The 16,960-nt window shown below is 69.8% G+C and carries 18 protein-coding genes; 6 read left to right on the top strand and 12 right to left on the bottom strand.

Annotated features, from left to right (window positions below; translation table 11 throughout):
* The 3 genes from FKN01_RS31340 to FKN01_RS31330 all read right to left on the bottom strand — a co-directional run.
* Window positions 1-225, bottom strand: a 225-nt coding sequence (locus FKN01_RS31340) for a hypothetical protein (RefSeq protein WP_143626039.1), incomplete at its 3' end; no start/stop codon positions are given.
* 1 nt (window position 226) lies between these two features.
* The gene (locus tag FKN01_RS31335) at window positions 227-1,222 is read right to left on the bottom strand and encodes a bifunctional lytic transglycosylase/C40 family peptidase (protein ID WP_143626038.1); all 996 of its coding nucleotides are present in this window, start codon (window positions 1,220-1,222) and stop codon (window positions 227-229) included.
* A 180-nt stretch (window positions 1,223-1,402) separates the two neighbouring features.
* Window positions 1,403-3,022 carry an FtsK/SpoIIIE domain-containing protein gene (locus FKN01_RS31330; protein WP_143626037.1) on the bottom strand — a complete coding sequence of 540 codons (1,620 nt, stop codon included), beginning with the start codon at window positions 3,020-3,022 and terminating at the stop codon, window positions 1,403-1,405.
* Between the two features lie 125 nt (window positions 3,023-3,147).
* Here FKN01_RS31330 and FKN01_RS31325 point away from each other — a divergent pair, with 125 nt between their 5' ends.
* From FKN01_RS31325 to FKN01_RS31315, 3 genes are all read left to right on the top strand, one after another.
* A complete protein-coding gene (locus FKN01_RS31325; RefSeq protein ID WP_143626036.1) occupies window positions 3,148-3,399 on the top strand; it encodes a hypothetical protein in 252 nt (83 codons plus the stop codon).
* Window positions 3,400-3,416: 17 nt separating this feature from the next.
* Window positions 3,417-3,992, top strand: a complete 576-nt coding sequence (locus tag FKN01_RS31320; RefSeq protein WP_143626035.1) for a helix-turn-helix domain-containing protein — start codon at window positions 3,417-3,419, stop codon at window positions 3,990-3,992.
* A gap of 142 nt (window positions 3,993-4,134) precedes the next feature.
* Complete coding sequence (locus FKN01_RS31315) at window positions 4,135-4,929, top strand: hypothetical protein (RefSeq protein WP_260697088.1); 795 nt, start codon at window positions 4,135-4,137, stop codon at window positions 4,927-4,929.
* 187 nt (window positions 4,930-5,116) lie between these two features.
* Here FKN01_RS31315 and FKN01_RS33650 read toward each other — a convergent pair whose 3' ends face one another.
* The 8 genes from FKN01_RS33650 to FKN01_RS33640 all read right to left on the bottom strand — a co-directional run bounded on the left by FKN01_RS33650 (window position 5,117) and on the right by FKN01_RS33640 (window position 11,733).
* Window positions 5,117-6,877, bottom strand: coding sequence for a DUF2637 domain-containing protein (locus FKN01_RS33650; protein ID WP_185993065.1), 1,761 nt, complete (start codon window positions 6,875-6,877; stop codon window positions 5,117-5,119).
* A 181-nt stretch (window positions 6,878-7,058) separates the two neighbouring features.
* On the bottom strand, window positions 7,059-7,184 hold the full coding sequence (locus tag FKN01_RS33490) for a hypothetical protein (RefSeq protein ID WP_260697087.1): 126 nt from the start codon (window positions 7,182-7,184) through the stop codon (window positions 7,059-7,061).
* A 144-nt stretch (window positions 7,185-7,328) separates the two neighbouring features.
* Window positions 7,329-7,802, bottom strand: coding sequence for a hypothetical protein (locus tag FKN01_RS31300; RefSeq protein WP_143626034.1), 474 nt, complete (start codon window positions 7,800-7,802; stop codon window positions 7,329-7,331).
* Between the two features lie 31 nt (window positions 7,803-7,833).
* Window positions 7,834-8,019, bottom strand: coding sequence for a hypothetical protein (locus FKN01_RS31295; protein WP_143626033.1), 186 nt, complete (start codon window positions 8,017-8,019; stop codon window positions 7,834-7,836).
* Window positions 8,020-8,202: 183 nt separating this feature from the next.
* Window positions 8,203-10,308 (bottom strand): FtsK/SpoIIIE domain-containing protein, encoded by a 2,106-nt coding sequence (locus FKN01_RS31290; RefSeq protein WP_143626032.1) that lies wholly within the window; start codon window positions 10,306-10,308, stop codon window positions 8,203-8,205.
* Window positions 10,308-11,015 (bottom strand): hypothetical protein, encoded by a 708-nt coding sequence (locus tag FKN01_RS32760; RefSeq protein WP_185993064.1) that lies wholly within the window; start codon window positions 11,013-11,015, stop codon window positions 10,308-10,310. Before FKN01_RS32760 ends, FKN01_RS31290 begins: the two co-directional genes overlap by 1 nt.
* Window positions 11,015-11,296 (bottom strand): hypothetical protein, encoded by a 282-nt coding sequence (locus tag FKN01_RS33645; protein ID WP_143626031.1) that lies wholly within the window; start codon window positions 11,294-11,296, stop codon window positions 11,015-11,017. The genes FKN01_RS32760 and FKN01_RS33645 overlap by 1 nt, the downstream gene beginning before the upstream one ends.
* Window positions 11,296-11,733: a hypothetical protein gene (locus FKN01_RS33640; RefSeq protein ID WP_143626030.1), complete on the bottom strand. Its 438-nt coding sequence runs from the start codon at window positions 11,731-11,733 to the stop codon at window positions 11,296-11,298. Before FKN01_RS33640 ends, FKN01_RS33645 begins: the two co-directional genes overlap by 1 nt.
* A 174-nt stretch (window positions 11,734-11,907) precedes the next feature.
* Here FKN01_RS33640 and FKN01_RS31270 point away from each other — a divergent pair, with 174 nt between their 5' ends.
* The 3 genes from FKN01_RS31270 (at window position 11,908) to dnaB (ending at window position 15,529) form a co-directional block, all read left to right on the top strand.
* Window positions 11,908-12,654: a GntR family transcriptional regulator gene (locus FKN01_RS31270; protein WP_143626029.1), complete on the top strand. Its 747-nt coding sequence runs from the start codon at window positions 11,908-11,910 to the stop codon at window positions 12,652-12,654.
* A 416-nt stretch (window positions 12,655-13,070) separates the two neighbouring features.
* Window positions 13,071-14,159, top strand: coding sequence for a hypothetical protein (locus tag FKN01_RS31265; protein ID WP_143626028.1), 1,089 nt, complete (start codon window positions 13,071-13,073; stop codon window positions 14,157-14,159).
* The gene (gene dnaB / locus FKN01_RS31260) at window positions 14,156-15,529 is read left to right on the top strand and encodes a replicative DNA helicase (protein ID WP_143626027.1); all 1,374 of its coding nucleotides are present in this window, start codon (window positions 14,156-14,158) and stop codon (window positions 15,527-15,529) included. The genes FKN01_RS31265 and dnaB overlap by 4 nt, the downstream gene beginning before the upstream one ends.
* 426 nt (window positions 15,530-15,955) lie before the next feature.
* On the opposite strand, the gene FKN01_RS31255 is transcribed toward dnaB, so the two are convergent.
* Window positions 15,956-16,165: a hypothetical protein gene (locus FKN01_RS31255; RefSeq protein WP_143626026.1), complete on the bottom strand. Its 210-nt coding sequence runs from the start codon at window positions 16,163-16,165 to the stop codon at window positions 15,956-15,958.
* Window positions 16,166-16,960: the final 795 nt, after the last annotated feature.

Raw genomic sequence — 16,960 nt, 5'->3', positions numbered from 1 at the left:
CATCGCGAGAATCACGGCCACGAAAAGCACACCGACAGCCATCAACCCCCTTCGCAGGGCCACTTTGGGGTCGCCGGTGATTTGCAGCATCATGCGTACCGCAACAACAGCGATTACAGCGGCAATTCCTTTGGTGACGAGTCCGACCCCCGTCAATCCGATCGTGTCAAAAAAGTCCGTGAACCCGGTGGACATATCGACCGGAGCAGCGATGAACGCATTCATTCTAGATCTCCTTGCTTTCGTGACTCACGGGACGCGCGATACCGTAAAGGTCGTGCATGGAATAGATGGAGGCAATACGGACCGCAACGCCGGGCCGGGGGGCCTCGATCATGTAGCCACTCCCGATATAGATCCCGACGTGATGAATAGACGCTGCACTGGACCCGTAGAAAACCAAATCCCCCGGGCGGATCTTACCGGGCTCGATCGGCTCGGAAACTGCGTATTGCTGCGCCGCCGTACGGGGCAGATTGATTCCGGCCTGTGCATAGGCGTACAGGGTGAGGCCGGAGCAATCAAAACCCCGGATGCTCGCCCCGGAACTCCCATTGGGTGAGCAGCAGGTGCCGGTACTGGCGCCGTTCGCATTCCCCCCGCCCCATGAGTACGGGGTGCCGATTTCATCGCTCGCGGCATTGATAGCGGTGGCAGCCTGATCGGTTGTCGGGGCCGTCTCGCCGGTCGGGATCTCGGCCATAGCGCCGATCGATTTGACGTATGTCTCCGTCTCTTTGTACGGCGGCACGCCACCGTATTTGTGGACTTTGGCGGCGCCCGCGTTGTACGCGGCGAGCATGTTTTCCTGCCTGTCCCCGGGCACATCTTTGGTCTCTTCAGCCATTTTGCACAGGTATTTCGCGGAGGACGGGATCGCGTCCTCCGGGTCGAAAACGTCGCGGACACCATCACGGTTCGCGTCGATTCCGTCGGATTCCCAGGTGGACGGCTTGAACTGCGCAATACCCTGTGCCCCGATTTCGCTTTCGGCGCGCGGGTTGAAACCGGATTCCTGCTGAATGAGGGCGGCCAGCAGATTAGGGCTGATCTCCGGGCAGGTCTGCCCCGCGTCCTCGACCAGCTCCCGGTACTCGGTCGGGACGGCCACGCCGAGGGCCTGGCCGATGGCGGTGTCCTCGGCGGCGGCCTGGACAAGGCCGGCCACCAGGACAGCCGCGGTGGCCCCTACGCCGATATAGGCGGTTGCGGCGGCGCGCAATGGCCCCGCCCCCCTTTCAGTCGTTTTCGCTGGTCAGCACCGGCATCCGGCACCGTCCGACCACTGTCCGGCCACCGTCTGGGACCGTCCTCACCGCATCGGCCGGACGGTGCCGGACGGTGGCCGGACGGTCGCCAGACGGTGCGCCGGCCGGTGCTTTGGCCGGTGGCCGTAGGTCGGTCAGGCACCGCTCATAGCGGCTGCCTTGAGAGTGTCGAGCCGGTAGCCGCGCACGCTCCTGACCCGGTCCGCCCGCACCCCCAAAAGTTCACTCAGCCGTTTCCCACGCTCGACCGGATTGGATTCCGTGATGCCCAGGGCTGCGGCCAGGTCAGGGGTCGGCATGAATTCCACTCCGGCGTCCTGCATCAGACCAATGGCCCGCCTCAGCGGCGAATCCGGGATCGCTTTTTCCCGCCGCGCGGCCACCTCGTCCACGATGTCCCAGATGAAGGAGTCCGGAAAATCGAATCCCCGGATCAGGTTTGATACCCCGTGAGCGAACAGGACGCCCTGGCCCTTGATGGTGGAGTCGAGGAGCGCCGGGTGGATCGGGGCCACGGTCTCAAAGTACGTGTCTCCGAGAGCCACTTTCGCGCTTCCTTCGGATGCCACGTAGAGGCACATACGGTACAGGAATTGATCACGGACCTTTACCGGGATCGCATCCCGTGCGGGGCGTTGCGTCAGCATCACGGTATTGATGGAGGACTCCAGCGCTTTCGCGACCAGCGACCGTGATTTGTCCTCCACGCGCCGCACCTGTTCCTTGGAGTCCGCGGTGCCGTTGTGGGTGTAGAAGTCGGCCGCCTCGTCAATGACAAAAAATACCGGCTTGAATTTCGGTACGGGCCGCCTGTTCCGGATGGCATCCTGCATTTCCGCGTACCGGCCGTCCACACGGACCAGTAGCTCATCGAGCATGCTCTCCATAACGGCCGGATCGTCGGACGCCTCGTAGCGGACCGCGATTTTCTCGAACCGGGTCAGCCCGCACATTTTCCCGTCGAGCAGATACAGGTCGAATTCGCCGTACGCGACAAGCAGACACGTAATGAGCCCATTAACGAATGTAGTTTTGCCGCTCTGCGTCATCCCGCCGACGAGGAGAGAGGCCCGCTCGAATGTCGGGACTCCCCCGAGTTTCCCGGCGACCTCATGACCGAGGGGCACACCAGGAAATGCCTGGATTTCCTGCCGGGTGGGTGCGGGAAACAGATTGCTGAACGGCGGCTCGTCCAGGACCAGAAGACGAACACAGCGCTCGCTTTTTCTGCTCGTCTCCAGCTTCAGATGCAGACGGGTCACGCCGAGCATGGACGCAATCGGACCGAGTTTTTTTGCCACGTCCTCATGCGTACGGCTCCGGGGCATCGAGAACTCATAGACGGTCCCCACGGGCAGGCGCTCGGTCCTGACATCCTCCGCGAGAATGGATTCATCTTTCCCGATCGCTCCGGCCCGGCTTAGCGCGGTCGTCAGATGTGCATCAATCGGGGCCGCGTCGACCTCCTCCTCAGCGCCTCCGGGGACCGCTCCGGGCATCTCCGTCTTCTGCGCCCCGCTGGTCTGGATTTCACCAGTCAGCAGGCGAGCGAGGAGCCGTCTGGCCCGCCAGGCCAGATATCCAAGCAGAACGAGCACGCCTGCGGTGAGCAGTACCGTCGCCGTCCAGGACAAGCCCAGCTTGTCCTTGATAGCGGCCAATCCGCCCGTGACGATGACCAGTACACCAATCGCGCCCGCCAACTCCCCCGAAAGGCTCTCGGTGTTGTTGTCGCCATGTCGCTTTTTCCCCATGTGCCACCCCGTTTTCGCACCCTCCGGACAGGAGAGATCGCGAGCATAACTCGCTGATAGCGCACGTCGCTTGACTTTCCGTGATCACCCGCAGGCGCTGATGCGCGGGGGTCAAACTGGCCGCCATGACAGACCCCACGGTTTACGGCAGTGAACCCCCCGCCGGTCCTGAGCCCGGCCGTACGTACCGCGAGCTGCGCGGCGGGCCGCTCGACGGCCAGCTGGTGGACGTCACCGGCTGGCCCCGCGAGGACATCGCCGGCGGGGCGTACCTGATCACCCCGTACGGCGCGTACGGGGCCGGAGGGCGCGCCTCATACGCACCTGACCCCGAAAGCCCGGCCGGGCCGTGGCAGTGGGAGGGTGACGTGCCCTGACGCGGGAGGATAGGCGCATGAGTACCCGTCCGATGCTGACCCAGCGGGAGGCCGCCATCGCGTGCGGCGTCAGCCGCACGACGATCCGCCGGCGCCGCGAGGCCGGAGAGCTGCCCGGCGCGGTCCAGGACGAGCAGCGCGGGTGGCTGATCCCGGTCGAGGACCTGCTGGCCGCAGGTTTCCGGCTGCATGCCCCGGCCGGCGCCGAGGACGTCACCGCGGATTCCCCAGCCGCCGGGACCGGCGACCGCCGCCAGGAGCAGCCGGCCGACGTGGCCGCACTGCGCGCCGAGCTGGAGCAGCAGCGCCTCGCGCATGCGCTGGAGCTGGCGACCGCCGAGCACGCGCAGGCCCTCGCTGAGGCGGAGTCCAGGCACTTGCGTGACCAGCTCGCTGCACAGGCCGCGCACATCGGGGACCTGCGCCAGGCCCTGGCCGCACTGACGCCCGCGCCGGACCGGGCGGCGCTCTCCCCGCCGGCCGTGCCCGCGCAGGCTCGTGAGACCGGCTCCGGGGCCCCGCGCCCGCAGGAGTCTGCCTCCGGCGAGACCGGGGCGGGCGGGGAGCGGCGGCGGTGGTGGCGGCGGGGCTGACGTAGACGGCTCGGCCTCGACTGGGGGCGGCACCCGCACCGGGTGCCGCCCCTGGTGTGTTTCGGCCGGGCAGGGGCACATTCCGGCCGATCTATGTAAAACCACTTGCCATGTAAAACCGTTTTACAGGAAGGTTGTTGGTGTGAGTACGAGACGAGACACCGCACTGGCAGAGCTGCGTGACTGGTCCAGGCCCGGCCGCCGGGCCGATCTGATCGCCGCTGCGTGGCAGGCGGGCGAGACACGCGTCTCCGCGCTTGCCGAGGCCGCCCGGATCAGCCGGCCGACCGTGTACGCAGACCTGCGCTCCCGGGGCATCGACCCCGACCACCGACAAAAAGGAACCGACATGCTCAAGCTGGACCCGGTCAACATCGAGGGCTTCACCGGTCACGGCGAAACGATGGACGCCGAACTGGACAGGGCGATGGGCCGCTGGCGGGCCGCGCACCCCGACGCCGGCCCGAACATCCCGAAAATCGAGGGAATGCGCCTGGCGGCCCTGATGGACACGGTCGCCCGGTACACCGACGTCCGCGACCGCCTGGCCCACGAGCAGGTGGCCCGCGCGGACCGCGACCGGCTGCTGCATCAGGTAGAGGTGCGCTGGGAGGCGCTGAGCACCGCGCCCGCGTGGCTGGCCGCCCACCACGCCTACGTCCTCGCGGTCGATGAGGCCCGCATCGCGATCGAGATGTGGCAGGAGCGCGCCGCCTCCGCCCGTGCCCGGATGTGGTTCTGCGGCTCGCCCCGGGACGAGGCCGCCTACCGGCAGATCCAGGAAGCCGGGCACCCCGCCCTGGAGGACGCGCTCGCCGACCTCGACCAGGACCCGGGGGTGACCGCCTACATGCTGCTCGCCGACCTCGACCAGGCCCACGAGCGCCGCATGAAGCTGGCCGCCCAGACCCTCCAGACCCTCCAGTCCGCCGGGTAAATCCGCGGACGCACAGCGGCGCCCGCAGCCATCGGACCTGGCTGCGGGCGCCTTCTGCTGACCGTACGTCATCCGGTTGACGTACGACCGGGCGCGGTAACGTACGCGGCGACTGCGGCCGGGACGGCCGGAGCACGCGGGAGGGGCGGCACCCATCGGGTGCCGCCCCTCCCGCGTAGTGGGTGGTTCAGCCCTGCGGCTCCTGCGGCTCGAACGTGGCGTCGACCTGTCCGTCGTACCCCTGCTCGATCAGCGTGACGGCCTCTGCCCGTACCTCGCTCGCCACCGTCCGGCCGATGCTCAGCCGGTCCATGATCGTGGCGAGCGGCACCGCCTCCACGGTGATCGCGGCGGCCGGAGTGCCGGCCGGGTGCGCGGCCAGCAACATGCGCGCGACCCGGCGCGCGTTGCGCTGGCGCACCCCGAGACGGGCGTAGTCCTCGGCCGCCTCGATCTCCGCTTCGATCCGGGCGGCCTGCGCCCGGAGCTCCGCCGCGCGCACCGCCGCCTCGGCCGCCCGCTCCTCAGCGTCGGCCAGGCGCTCCGCCTCCCTGATCCGGGCGGCCGTGGCGCGGTGCGTCCGCTGCTCCTGGAGCTCCGTCTCCTCCGCGATCCGGGCGGCCTCCGCCCGCGCCTGCTCCGCGCGCTGCTTCTCCTCCGCCGTGATCCGGTCGGCCTCCGCCTCGGCCCGGCGCGCCTCCGCCGCCTCCGCCGACTTGATCGCGTCCGCCTCCTGGCGGGCCAGGCGCTCCGCCGCCGTACGGCTGAGCTCCGCCCGCGTCTTCGCGGTGGCGGCGCGGGCCTCCGCCTCCGCCTGGACGGCCTCCGCCTCCGCCTCCGCTACACCGACCCGGGCATCCGCTTGCGCCTTTGCCTCCGCTTCCTCCGCCTTCCTGATCTCGTCCGCGATCCGCTGCGCCTTCTCCTGCTGGCGCTGGCGCTCCGTCTCCGCCTGCTCCCGCTCCGTCTTCTGGTTCTTGCGCTCCGCTTCCTGCGCTGCCCACTTCTCCGGGAGGGCCAGCGCCTCGTTCACGGTGTAGCCGCGCGGCGCCATCGTCATAGGCAACCGCTCGATCTCCGACGCCTTCTTGAGGTCCCCCTTGTACTTCTGCCTGAGCCACATTTCGTACCCCGCGAGGTCCTGTTCGCGCTGAACCATCTCCGGGTAGGACCGCACGTTGGCCAGGCGCATGCGCCGGTAGAGGCGGCCGGTCGCTGACGGGGCCAGCACCCAGCGATGGAGCGGGATGCGGTCGACGGCGCTGCCGTCCTTGATCCTCGCGGTGTGCATCAGGAGCCGCCGGGCGGCCCCCACCCCGATGACGAACAGCACGGGCATCGCGGCGTGGCCCACGGCCCACAGCGGGTTGGCCAGCAGCCCGTCCCACACGCTCTGTCCGGGCTCCGTCTTCAGACCGTCAGTGGCGTTGAGCAGGACCGTGACCAGCGTCATCGCGTGCGCGGCGATGCGCAGCACGGACCATGGTGTGCCCCGGCGGACCATTACCAGATCGGCCGCGAGGAACGCCACGATGGAGACGTCAACCCCGATGGGGAACCAGGCGGCCAGATCCTCGCTGAACCCGTGGGTGAATGCGAACCGCTCCAGGGTCGAGTAGGACGCGGCGAACCCGATCACGCCGACTGTCGGCATGCCCAGGACGGCCACGGCCAGCAACAGCCAGTTGACCGTGCGGGTCCCCCTGGTGGCCTCCGGGGGGGCCACACCGGCCGGGGCCGCGCCACGGGCGGCCCCGGCCGTGGACACCCCACCCCCGGCCGCCCCCGGCCACCCCGGGCCGCCCTTGCGGGGGCTGGGCGGAGCGCCGGTCGTCGTGGCCGGAGCGGCCTCCCGTGTCCCCGGAGCGGCCGGGGCCGGTCCCGGAGCGGCCGGGGCCATGGCCCCCCGGGGGGCCGCCTGCTGGTCACCCGTCAGCGTGTCATTCATCCCGGCATCCTCCCCCCTGCCGGGTGCGGGCGGAGCACCGGCCCGCCCATGCGGAGCGAATCCGTGTCCGGGCGGAGCGTCGGGCGGGGTGGTCTGGTAGGTCGTCGGTGTCACGGGTGCCTCCGGTGTCGAGCTGGAATGGGGGCGCCCCCGGGCCGTGGCCCGGGGGCGCGGGCGGGGTTCAGCCGCGTCGGGCGGCCTCGGCGGCCTGGCGGGCGGCCTCGGCGGCCTCGGCGGCGCGCTGCGCCTCCGCGATGCGCTGCTGGGCAAGGGCGTCGGCTGCCTGCTGTTCAGCGATGTCTGACACGATGGCTATCTCCTTCGGGAGGTGAGCCGGGGCGCCCCTTGACTGCTTGGCGGTAGATGGGGGGTGTCCCGGCGCTTTGGTGTCCGGACGGCTGTCCGGCTCCCCGCCCGCCCGGCCCTGGTGGGCGGGGCGGACAGGCAGCCGTCAGCGGGTGCGGGTGGTGGAGCACGCCCGGCCCCACCACCGGGCGTCCACGTGGTTCGTGACGTATGTGCTGGGGGCGGGGGTGCGGCGGGCGGTGGTGCCGAGGACTGCGGCCAGGGCGAGAGCCCACAGGACGCTGCTGGAGCCGATCGCGGCGAGTGGGGCAAGGATCTGGCCCAGGCCGTAGCCGACCCCGGCCGCCGCCGCTCCGGTCCCCACGCCGGCCGCGAGCACCACCTGGGCGCGGGGGTCGATGAGGGGCTGCGGGGTCAGGTCGCGGGGGGTGGTCGCGGGGACCATGGCGCGCATGGCGTCGGCCTGGGCGCGGGTGACGGGGACCATGCGCCCGTACGCGTCCGGCACGTAGACGACCGGCGCGGCCGAGGCGGCGGGGCGCTCCGCGTACAGCTCCACAGGGCCGGTCAGGGGGCCCGGGGCGGGCCAGGAGTGCGGGGTGAGTCGGGTCTCGTTCACTGCGAATCCTTCCTGGACGTTCGAGGGGCGGTCAGGTGCGAACGGTCCAGCGGCTACCGATGCGCCGGACCTCGAATCCGGGGCCGGTGATCGTGCCGCGCACCGAACCCTCGCCGGTCGTGCGCTCGATCTGGGTGAGCAGGTCGGCCACCTCGGCGGCGAGTTCGGCCGCCTGCCTCTCCGCGCGGCGCAGGTCTCCGGCGTCTCCGGTGTGCATCGAATCCTCCGTCACTTTGAGTGACTGTCAGGGGGTGTCAGGGGTGGGGATTTCTGACAGTCAGAGGGCACTGTCAGGGCTGTCACCAGGGATGTTCCGTGACTTCTCTATAGGCCCCGGGCGGGCCTGACTGTCGGGAGTCAGGCCCGGCCGCGACTGTCAGGTCGTCACAATCGGTGACGGCTAGGCGGGCTGGAGGGGGGAGTGCAGGATGCTGTAGGACCCGTGGGCGTCGTGCTGGAGCACGCCCGCCTCCACGAGGCGCTTCAGCTCGCCCTGCATCCACGGGCGCTTGCGGCCGGCCGCCGTGGTCGCCGGGATCAGGTCGGCGGGCTCGAACTCCAACCGGCCCGCCTGCGCCCACCCGTCGAGTTCGACGTAGAGGATGTGGCGGGCCTCCTCCGTACCGGCACGGCGGGGAGCGGCGAACTCCATGTCGGACCCGGGGTCGGCGTCGGGGACGTCGTCCTCCAGGCGCAGCCCGGCGTAGTCGGCGTCCGGCTCCGGGTCGCCGGGGATGGCGCCCAGAACCTCGTCGTAGACGTCCTGGATCTCCATCTCGGCGGTCTCCTCGGCGTTGGTCATGTCGTCTTCGTCGTCCAGGCCGTCCGTGTAGTCCCGGTAGGCGGAGGGCGGCGGGATCGTCGCGGCCGGGGCCGGGGCCAGGCCGGGGGTGGTGCGGTTGGTGCCCCGGTGGGTGCGCTGCGCGTACGCCTGGCCCAGCGCGGCGGCCGTCGTCTCGTCCAGGGGGTCCCGGTAGGGGGCGGCGGCCTCGACCAGCGCGGCCAGCTCGTGCCGGTCGGTGAGACCGGAGCGGACCTCCATCGTGGTCCGGGAGTCCGGGATGCCCATGCCGGCCGCGAACGCGTACCCGGGGCGGCTGCTCCCCCAGGCCGGAATCGCGCCCGCGTCGGTCACCATGTCCGGCAGGCAGAACGAGGCGTCGGCCGGCTTGTCCACCCCGAAACAGACCGCGCCCTGGAGGTTGGCGCGCACGTCCGTGGACACGTTGGTCCACGTGGCGCGCTGAAGGCTGATGCCCAGCCAGATGCCCACCGACCGGGCCTTGCGTGCGATCTCTTCCAGCTCCTGGAAATCGGCGACGTCGGCCGCCTCCTCGATCCACACCAGCATCGCGTTGAGCGAGGATTCCGGGGTCCACTGGTCCAGGCCCTCAGCCGCCAGGACATCGCCGCGGGCCTTGATGGCGGCCGGGAGCGCCCGCAACAGGCGCTTCGCCTCCTTGACGTCCTGGATCAGCCAGTCGATGCCGTCCGCGATGTGCCCGACCGTCTGCCGGCCCTTCGCCAAATCCACCAAAAACACGGTCATCTTGCGGCGGGTGGCAAGGTGCGCGACCAGCGACCGCAGGAACTCCGACTTCCCGGCACCGGTCACGCCCATGACGAGCACGTGCTGGAGGATCGGCGCGCTGAACGGGTCCAGCAGCCACACCTCCCCGTCGGCGTACAGGCCGACCGGAATCGGGTGAGTGGGCATCATGCCCAATGCGTCCGGGGCCGCGAACGGCACGCCGTCCTTCAGGAGGTCCGCGACCCGCAGCGAGATCGTGCCCCGGCCAGCGTTCTCCGCGTCCGGGGTGACGATCACGCCGGACGGCGGGACCTGAAGCGCGGCGGCCACCCTCGACGTGGTGCCCTGCACCGCCTCAATCGTGCCCCCGGCCTCGACCTCGACCGTGCCCTTCACGACGCCCTTGCCGGTGCCCTTCGCGTCCTTGACCGCGACCCTCTCCCAGCCGATCGCCTGTGCCAGGGCTCCGAGGCCGCCGCCGTCGTTGGTCTCCGAGGGGTCGCCGGAGGCGCCGTTGCGGAGGATCTGGCGCACGTTCCACGACGCGGCGAAAAGCCCGCCGCACAGGAGCCACAGGTCGATCATCGGGTGCCCGAGCGGCCCGGCCGCCGTGGCCGTGGTCAGCCACCCCATCCCGGCCGCCATCGACGCGGTCGCCTGCACCCTGCGGAAACTGGCGAACTTGGTTCCGGACGGGGTGCTCTTGTAGACCACCGCCGTGAGCCCGGCGCCGCCCACGGCCAGGAGCGCCGAGGCCAAGCCGGCCGACATCGCGGTGTCGCCCCACATGGCATGCGTGCCGAGTCCGGCCAGCGGCGGGAGCGTGCCCGCCGCGATCCACGGAGAGGCGTACGGCAGGATGCGACCCGCCAGATAGCTGACCACCCCGCCCTTACCGACCGTCGCGACCTCTGCGCCCGTGCCGTTGACCGGAGCCGCCGCCGCAGCGGCGGCCGTCGTCCTGCGCCGCGTCATCACTCGTCCCCGATCGTGAAGGACCGGCCAGGGCGCGTGCCGTTGCGCTTCTGGCGGGCCTCCCGCTCGGGCTGCACAAAGTGCCTGTTGAAGGCGTGCGCCATCTTCAGCGAACCGACACCCAGCGCCTTCGCGGCCTCCGCCGACACCTTCAGGTGCGCGGAGACAAGGCGCGCCTTGACCCGGCTGGAGGCGCCGAAGGTGTACCACTTGCCCTTGTAGGTGCTCAGCACCCCGTTCAGCTCCTCCGCCCGCATGCCGAGGATCAGGTGCAGCTCACGGCCCAGGTGGTTGATGGCCTTGGCCAGGGCCAGGATGTCCCGGTCGGACCGGAACTCGATGCGCTCGATCGCGTAGATCAGCCGGTCGCCCTGGTGCCGCTCACCGCCACCACCGCCACCGTCCCGGCCGCCGTCGTCGCGGTCACCACCACGACCACCACGACCGCCGCCGCTCCCGCCGGCCGACGCCTTGAACCCCACGTTGATGTTGTGGGTCTTCTCCTTGTGGGTGTGCCGCGACGGACGCGGCACGGTGCTCTCCCTCAGCCGCTCCTGCTCCTCCGCCGCCCGCCGGTCGCGGCGCGCGAGTCGCTCCTCCTGCCACTCCTGCCGCAACTCCTCCTGAGTCGGGTAGTAGGTCCGCTGTCCGGCCGGGGACGGCTCGCTGTCGTTCTCGTCGTCGGCCCAGTTGTAGACGTTCGCCATTACCGCTCCTCATAAATCGTGGCGCCGCCAAACCACAGCGGCTGGGAGAGGTGGACGACGTCCACCTCCGGGTCGTCGTCCATCTCGACCGCGTCGGCGGTCCGCTCGATCAGCTCGTGAGCCGCCATGTACCGGGCCGTCGCCAGAGCCGCGTAGAGGTCGCTCGGACGCATCCGAGTCGTCGTCGCGAGCCACACCGCGAACCGCCCCACCCGGGCCGCCGCCGTCACCGCACCCGCGATCCGGTCCACCAGGAGCACGCGCATCTGCCCGTACGCCATCACAGACCACCCCCCGAACCGGCCGCGTCGGCCGGGGCGAACAGCTCCATCTGCGCCTCGGCCAGCTCCCGCCGCCGCGCCTCCGCCGCCGCCGCCGTGTTCCGCCGGCGCGCCCGGTTCCAGCACGGCACGCACCACGGGTGCAGGTCCTCGACCCGCACGGCCGCCGCCTCGTGCTCCGTCAGCGGCAACGGAATCGGGGCCGCGATCAGCTCGACCCCGTACGACAACTCCGCCGCGCACGACGACCCTTTCGGCTCCGTGCCGCAGCCACCCGTGCACCAGCACCGCGCGCCGTCCCGCTCCAGCACCACAGCCAGCACCGTGCGCTGCTCCGGCTCCGGACCACGGGCGTCGTCCTCGCGCTCCTGGCGCTCGATCTCCTCGGCCAGCCCCGCTCGTAACGGGGCAGGCTGCCACTCAGCGACAATCGACATGTCGGTCTCCATCTCTCACAGATCGGTCCGACAGCGGCCCCGGGGGTGCCACCCCGGGGTCGTGCTGTCACGGCCGTTGCGCTGACCGTTCGTCAAAAGTGGCCTAGCCGCTAGTCCTTGTCAAGCCCATGGGCTAGCCTGTCATCAACACGTCAGGCAAAGCAGGAGGTTGAAATGCCGAAGATCGAGCGACCGTTGCCGCCGTACATGCAGGTCATCGCCCACATCAGGGACCAAATCGACTCCGCCGAACTGCGCCCCGGTGACCTCATCCCCTCAGACCGGAACATCGCCCAGGAGTGGGGAATCTCCCGGGCTACCGCCCAGAAGGTCATCACCGCACTGAAGGCGCAGGGCCTGGTAGAGGCGGTGCAGGGATCGGGAACTCGCGTACGGGCCGCCGCTGATCACCTCCACCGAAGCGGCCGGGATCGAGCCGCCGCTGTCCGCAGGACGGGACGGATCTACACCGCTGGCGAGTACGCCCGCATCGTCAGCGCCGAACTGGCGCCGGCCCCGGCCGACGTGGCCGAGGTTCTGTCCGTACAGGAGGGCGCTCCGGTAATTCGCCGCGTGCGCATCACGTACAACTCCGAGAACCAGCCGATCAGCGCCTCTACAAGCTGGTACGACGGACACCTCGCCGCAGCCGCTCCTAGGCTCCTCGAAACGGAGCGCATCAAGGAAGGTAGTTGGGCGTATCTCGAAGAGCAGACCGGAATGACTGCGGTCTACGGACAGGACCGAATTTCCGCTCGCATGGCGACTGAAGCAGATGCGGCGCTCCTCGGAATTGAACTGCCTTGCGCAATCAAAGAAGCGCGAACAATCCTTCGCGACGCGAATAGCGTTGCCGTGGAGTACGGCGTCAGCATCAACGGAAACGGTCGCGAATCGATTTACGACTACGACGTTAGCTGACGCGCTCCCGCCCTATCAGCGTGTCGGGCTCGATTACCGAATTCGGCTCGTCGGGACACGAGAATGACGCGCGACACAACGAGCCCCCACCGGATCGGCGGGGGCTCAAAGGTCCACACGGGCCCTAGTTCTGGGACCAGGGCCACGGGGCGTAGTGTCGCCCTCACCAAAAGTTAATGCCCGCCGTGCTCCACACAGGACGGCAATCCGAAGTGTGGCGGCGGGCGACCCGGCTAGGTCTCCGTCGAGTGTACCCACGCGTTGCGTGATCCACCGTGCGGAGGCCGGATTGGACAGCGCATGGGGTACGCCCCTGACCGGTATGGCCCAGCAGCTCGGCGCGGCGGGCATCAGACCGTCCTGACCGGGGCGGGGGTGGCCCTGTGAGGAAGCGTGTAAGTAGGCCGCCGCGTTTCGTGGCAATCGACAACGGCGCGGTGGACACCTTGCGGTCGATGACCGCGAAGGGGCTGTTGTCCACGCTGCTGCGAGCCAGGGACGGCGACGAGGTCACCGTGGAGGCCCTGAGCAAGACCCACGACGAGGGCCGCGAGTCGCTCGCCAAGGCGATGCGAGCCCTGGTGGACAACGCGTTCGTCGTGAAGTTCAAGGTCCAGCGCCTCCGGTCCGAAGTGGTGGAGCTGGCAGACGGCAGCACCGCGCAGAAGCGCGGGGGGTCCTGGTACACGACGTTCAGCGTCGATTCGATCGCGTTCACCGTGGACGACGTCGCCGTGATGCTGAACGACGTGCTGGCCGGCGGCAACGTCAAGGCCGTGCGGGTCGAGCCCGCGCACCTCGACCCGAGAGAGGCCGCGAAGCGACCGGCTACCGGAAAGCCGTATGTCGGTCCCACCTGCGAAGATACCGAAGAATCCCAGGTCGGACCGACATACGGGAAACCGATGTCCGGTCAACCGACGTCCGGTCGCTCGGCGGCTAAAAAGATCAAGACTGGTGAGGAAGAAGACTCTCTCTCTGACGCGCGGGACGTCTGTGACGAGCCGAGGCAAGAGAGAGAGGCGGCTACGCCGGAGGACAACCCGGCTGGGGCTGGTGTGCCGGGTCCGCGCGAGGGCGCCGACGACCGCGCCGCACTGACGATGCTCACGGATCTGCCTGGCACGGTGCCGGAGGCGGCGGCCCGGAAGTTGGTGCCGCTGGTGCGTACGGCGGTGGCTGCGGGGTGGACGATGTCCGGCCTGCGGGCGCATCTGGCGCGGCTGTGTGACCCGGAGCGGGTGCGGTATGCCCCGGCGGTCTACGAGAAGCACCTGCGTGAGCTCCCGGCTGCTCCGGCCACGGGCGCCGCGCATGATGTGGGCCGGACTGTCCCGCCGGGGATGTGCGAACGGCATCCGGCGTACCCGGAGGGCGACTGCTCGCGGTGCCGCCGTGAGGAGATGGACCGGCTCGGCCGGGGCCGCTCCGAGGCGGGCCCGATCGATGGCATGGGACTGCTCGCCCGGGTCCGCGCCGGCCAGGCCGCCGGGGGTGCCCGATGAGTCCCGCCTCGGACGCGATCCCGCGTCAGCAGCGCGACAGTGCACCGCCGCAGGACCTCGACGCGGAGATGTCCGTACTCGGCGCGATGCTGCTGGACGGCAAGGACACGATCGGCTCCGTCCTCGACTGCGCCATGCAGGCCCGGGACTACTACCGCCCCGCCCACGAGACGATCCACGCCGCGATCCTCGACCTGTACGCCCGTTCCGAGCCGGCCGACCCGATCACGGTCGCGGCCGAGCTGGTCAAGCGCGGCCAGCTCGACAAGGTCGGCGGTGCGCCCTACCTCCACCAGTTGGTCCAGGCGGTGCCGACCGCAGCGAACGCCACGTACTACGCCGAGATCGTTCACGAGCGGGCCGTGCTGCGCCGTCTCGTACGGGCCGGGGGCGCCATCGCGCAGATGGGCGCGGCGGGGGAAGGCGACCTGGACGACATCCGGTCGGCCGCCGAAGCACAGCTCCTGGACGCGCTGAAGGGCCCAGAGCAGACCTCCGGCTATGCGCCCGTGAGCACGGATGTCCCCGGGTTCTGGGATGGTCTGGAGGCCCGGATGCGCAACGGCGGCGCCACCGCGCTGACGGGCCTCCCGACCGGCCTGGAGGACCTGGACGCGCTGACCGGGGGGCTGCAGCCCTCGCAGCTGGTCGTCATCGGCGCCCGCCCCGCCGTCGGCAAGTCCACCCTTGCCCTGGACATCGCCCGCCATGCCGCGATCGTCCACGGCAAGACCGTCGGGTTCTTCAGCCTGGAGATGGGCCGCGACGAGATCACACAGCGCCTGTTCTCCGCCGAGGCCAGGGTTGCTCTGCACCACATCCGGTCCGGGACCGTCACCCCCGAGGACCTGGAGCGCCTGTCCGACCACACGGCGGCCGTCCAGGACGCCCCGCTCCTCGTGGACGACTCCGCGGACCTGTCCCTGATGGAGATCCGCTCCCGGGCCCGGCGTATCAAGCAGCAGCGGGGCCTGGACCTCCTCGTTGTCGACTACCTCCAGCTGATGGGCTCCGGCGGCTCACGCAAGGCGGAGAGCAGGCAGCAGGAAGTCTCCGAGATGTCCCGCAACCTCAAGCTCCTGGCCAAGGAGCTGAAGATCCCGGTGATCGCACTCTCCCAGCTCAACCGTGGCTCCGAGCAGCGCACCGAGAAGCGGCCAGTGATGTCCGACCTACGCGAGTCCGGCTCGATCGAGCAGGACGCCGACCTAGTCCTCCTGCTCCACCGCGAGGACGTCTACGACAAGTTCTCCCCCCGCGCCGGCGAAGCCGATCTGATTGTGGCCAAGCACCGCAACGGACCCACCGCCACGATCACCGTCGGGTTCCAGGGCCACTACTCGCGATTCGTGGACATGGGCAAGGGATGATCACGCGCGTTGTGGGGTCTCACGAACCGTGGCCAAATCTCACGAACGATGGCCAAGCGACGGCCATTCGTGAGACTCCGCAGGTCCAGGGCTTGCCGTCGGTGGCTGTCCCGAGGATTTGGCCACGGTCGTGAGACTGGACGGTTGGCCAAGCCGTGAGACAGCGCGACAACCGCCAGGTCACAGCGTCGTCGTTGGCCACGGCCGGCGAGACCCTACACGCGTACCGCCTCAGCGGCCCTGAACGGCTCTCTGAGCGTTCGTCACCCGCCCCGGACCCGTTGGGGCGCCCAGTGCGGAGATCGCCCCGCAGAACGCCGTACAGCCCGTTCCCGCCGACGCAACAACCGTGCACCGACCGGTCGGGTGGTCGCGTACGTCCCCGCGTACGCGCACCCGGGGCCGCCGCGAGATGACGCACGGCGGCTATGCGGCCTCGTACCGGTGTGCCCGGCCACCGCGCCATTGCACCCAGGAGGGATCGTCCAGCAGATATTCGGCGTCAGGAAGGCCGGCCCGGCGGAGGAATTCCTCGACGTCGAGGTCGGTATGGGCGAGCCCGACGATTTGCCCACGGATAGTGACTCGCCGCCCGCCGGTCGGGGACGGGGGGTGGATGATGATTGGCGCGCTCATTTATCCAGCGTGCTCCTGCGCCCTGTTCATCGCAAAATGGGTGCGCAATTCGGAGGGTGCGGTGAGTTTCCCAGGTGGGTATTGGTAGCGACGGTTTGTATTTGGTGGTGGGTGTCTGATTGCCCGTCAGTTAACGCCCGATGGTGTGTCAGATGTGGTGGAGCTCCGCGGGTGGTTGAGGGTGCGGGATGGGTGTCTGTGCTGTTCAGGCCGGTGTGTGTGGGCGGGCCGGCCGGGCCGGTCCGGGGGAGTGGGGGGAAGTTCGGGATGCTACACAGGTCGTCCGTGATGCATCCGGTCCGGGCGGGGTGGGGGAGGGTCGTGAAGGGGTCTGTGTGCCCGTCTGCGGGCCCGTGGTTCGTTTCGGGTGGATGGGTGCCGGAGGGGTGGTGCGGGGCCGGGAGAGGGGCGTTCAGGGGGTGTGGCCAGGTTCCGCCAAAGGTACATGCTGCATCAGGTGTGATGCAGCATGGTTCAAGAGCTGATCCGGGCCCCGGTTTGATGCACGGCCGGTGACCGGCGCACCGGGGCCGGCCGACCCCCGGCCGTAGCCAGCCGCCCGCGAAGCGGGCCCGGTCCGGGAGCGCAGCGGACGGACCCACCGGCCGCGTAGCGGCTGGTCAAGGCATGGAGCGAAGCGGAGTGCCGTCCCGCTCCCATGGGGCCTGGAGCGAAGCGGAAGGCCCTGGCGGAGGCGAAGCCGGAGCCTGCCGGAGCGAAGCGGAGGCCGGTCACGCTCCGCGAAGCGGAGCGGGTCGCTGTCCCTGCGCGCAGCGCAGGGGTACCCGCTCCGCG

Origin of the sequence: Streptomyces sp. 130 (assembly GCF_007096885.1) — a bacterium.
GTDB lineage: Bacteria > Actinomycetota > Actinomycetes > Streptomycetales > Streptomycetaceae > Streptomyces.
The sequence above is the reverse complement of the archived record's forward strand: the minus strand, read 5'-3'. Positions and strand labels throughout refer to the sequence as shown.

Bases quoted from the DNA above. Each gene is read 5' to 3' on its own strand.
- FKN01_RS31330 (WP_143626037.1), bottom strand. From the start codon at position 3,022: ATGGGGAAAAAGCGACATGGCGACAACAACACCGAGAGCCTTTCGGGG.
- FKN01_RS31325 (WP_143626036.1), top strand. From the start codon at position 3,148: ATGACAGACCCCACGGTTTACGGCAGTGAACCCCCCGCCGGTCCTGAG.
- FKN01_RS31320 (WP_143626035.1), top strand. From the start codon at position 3,417: ATGAGTACCCGTCCGATGCTGACCCAGCGGGAGGCCGCCATCGCGTGC.
- FKN01_RS33650 (WP_185993065.1), bottom strand. From the start codon at position 6,877: ATGAATGACACGCTGACGGGTGACCAGCAGGCGGCCCCCCGGGGGGCC.
- FKN01_RS31295 (WP_143626033.1), bottom strand. From the start codon at position 8,019: ATGCACACCGGAGACGCCGGAGACCTGCGCCGCGCGGAGAGGCAGGCG.
- FKN01_RS31290 (WP_143626032.1), bottom strand. From the start codon at position 10,308: ATGACGCGGCGCAGGACGACGGCCGCCGCTGCGGCGGCGGCTCCGGTC.
- FKN01_RS32760 (WP_185993064.1), bottom strand. From the start codon at position 11,015: ATGGCGAACGTCTACAACTGGGCCGACGACGAGAACGACAGCGAGCCG.
- FKN01_RS33645 (WP_143626031.1), bottom strand. From the start codon at position 11,296: ATGGCGTACGGGCAGATGCGCGTGCTCCTGGTGGACCGGATCGCGGGT.
- FKN01_RS33640 (WP_143626030.1), bottom strand. From the start codon at position 11,733: ATGTCGATTGTCGCTGAGTGGCAGCCTGCCCCGTTACGAGCGGGGCTG.
- FKN01_RS31270 (WP_143626029.1), top strand. From the start codon at position 11,908: ATGCCGAAGATCGAGCGACCGTTGCCGCCGTACATGCAGGTCATCGCC.
- dnaB (WP_143626027.1), top strand. From the start codon at position 14,156: ATGAGTCCCGCCTCGGACGCGATCCCGCGTCAGCAGCGCGACAGTGCA.
- FKN01_RS31255 (WP_143626026.1), bottom strand. From the start codon at position 16,165: ATGAGCGCGCCAATCATCATCCACCCCCCGTCCCCGACCGGCGGGCGG.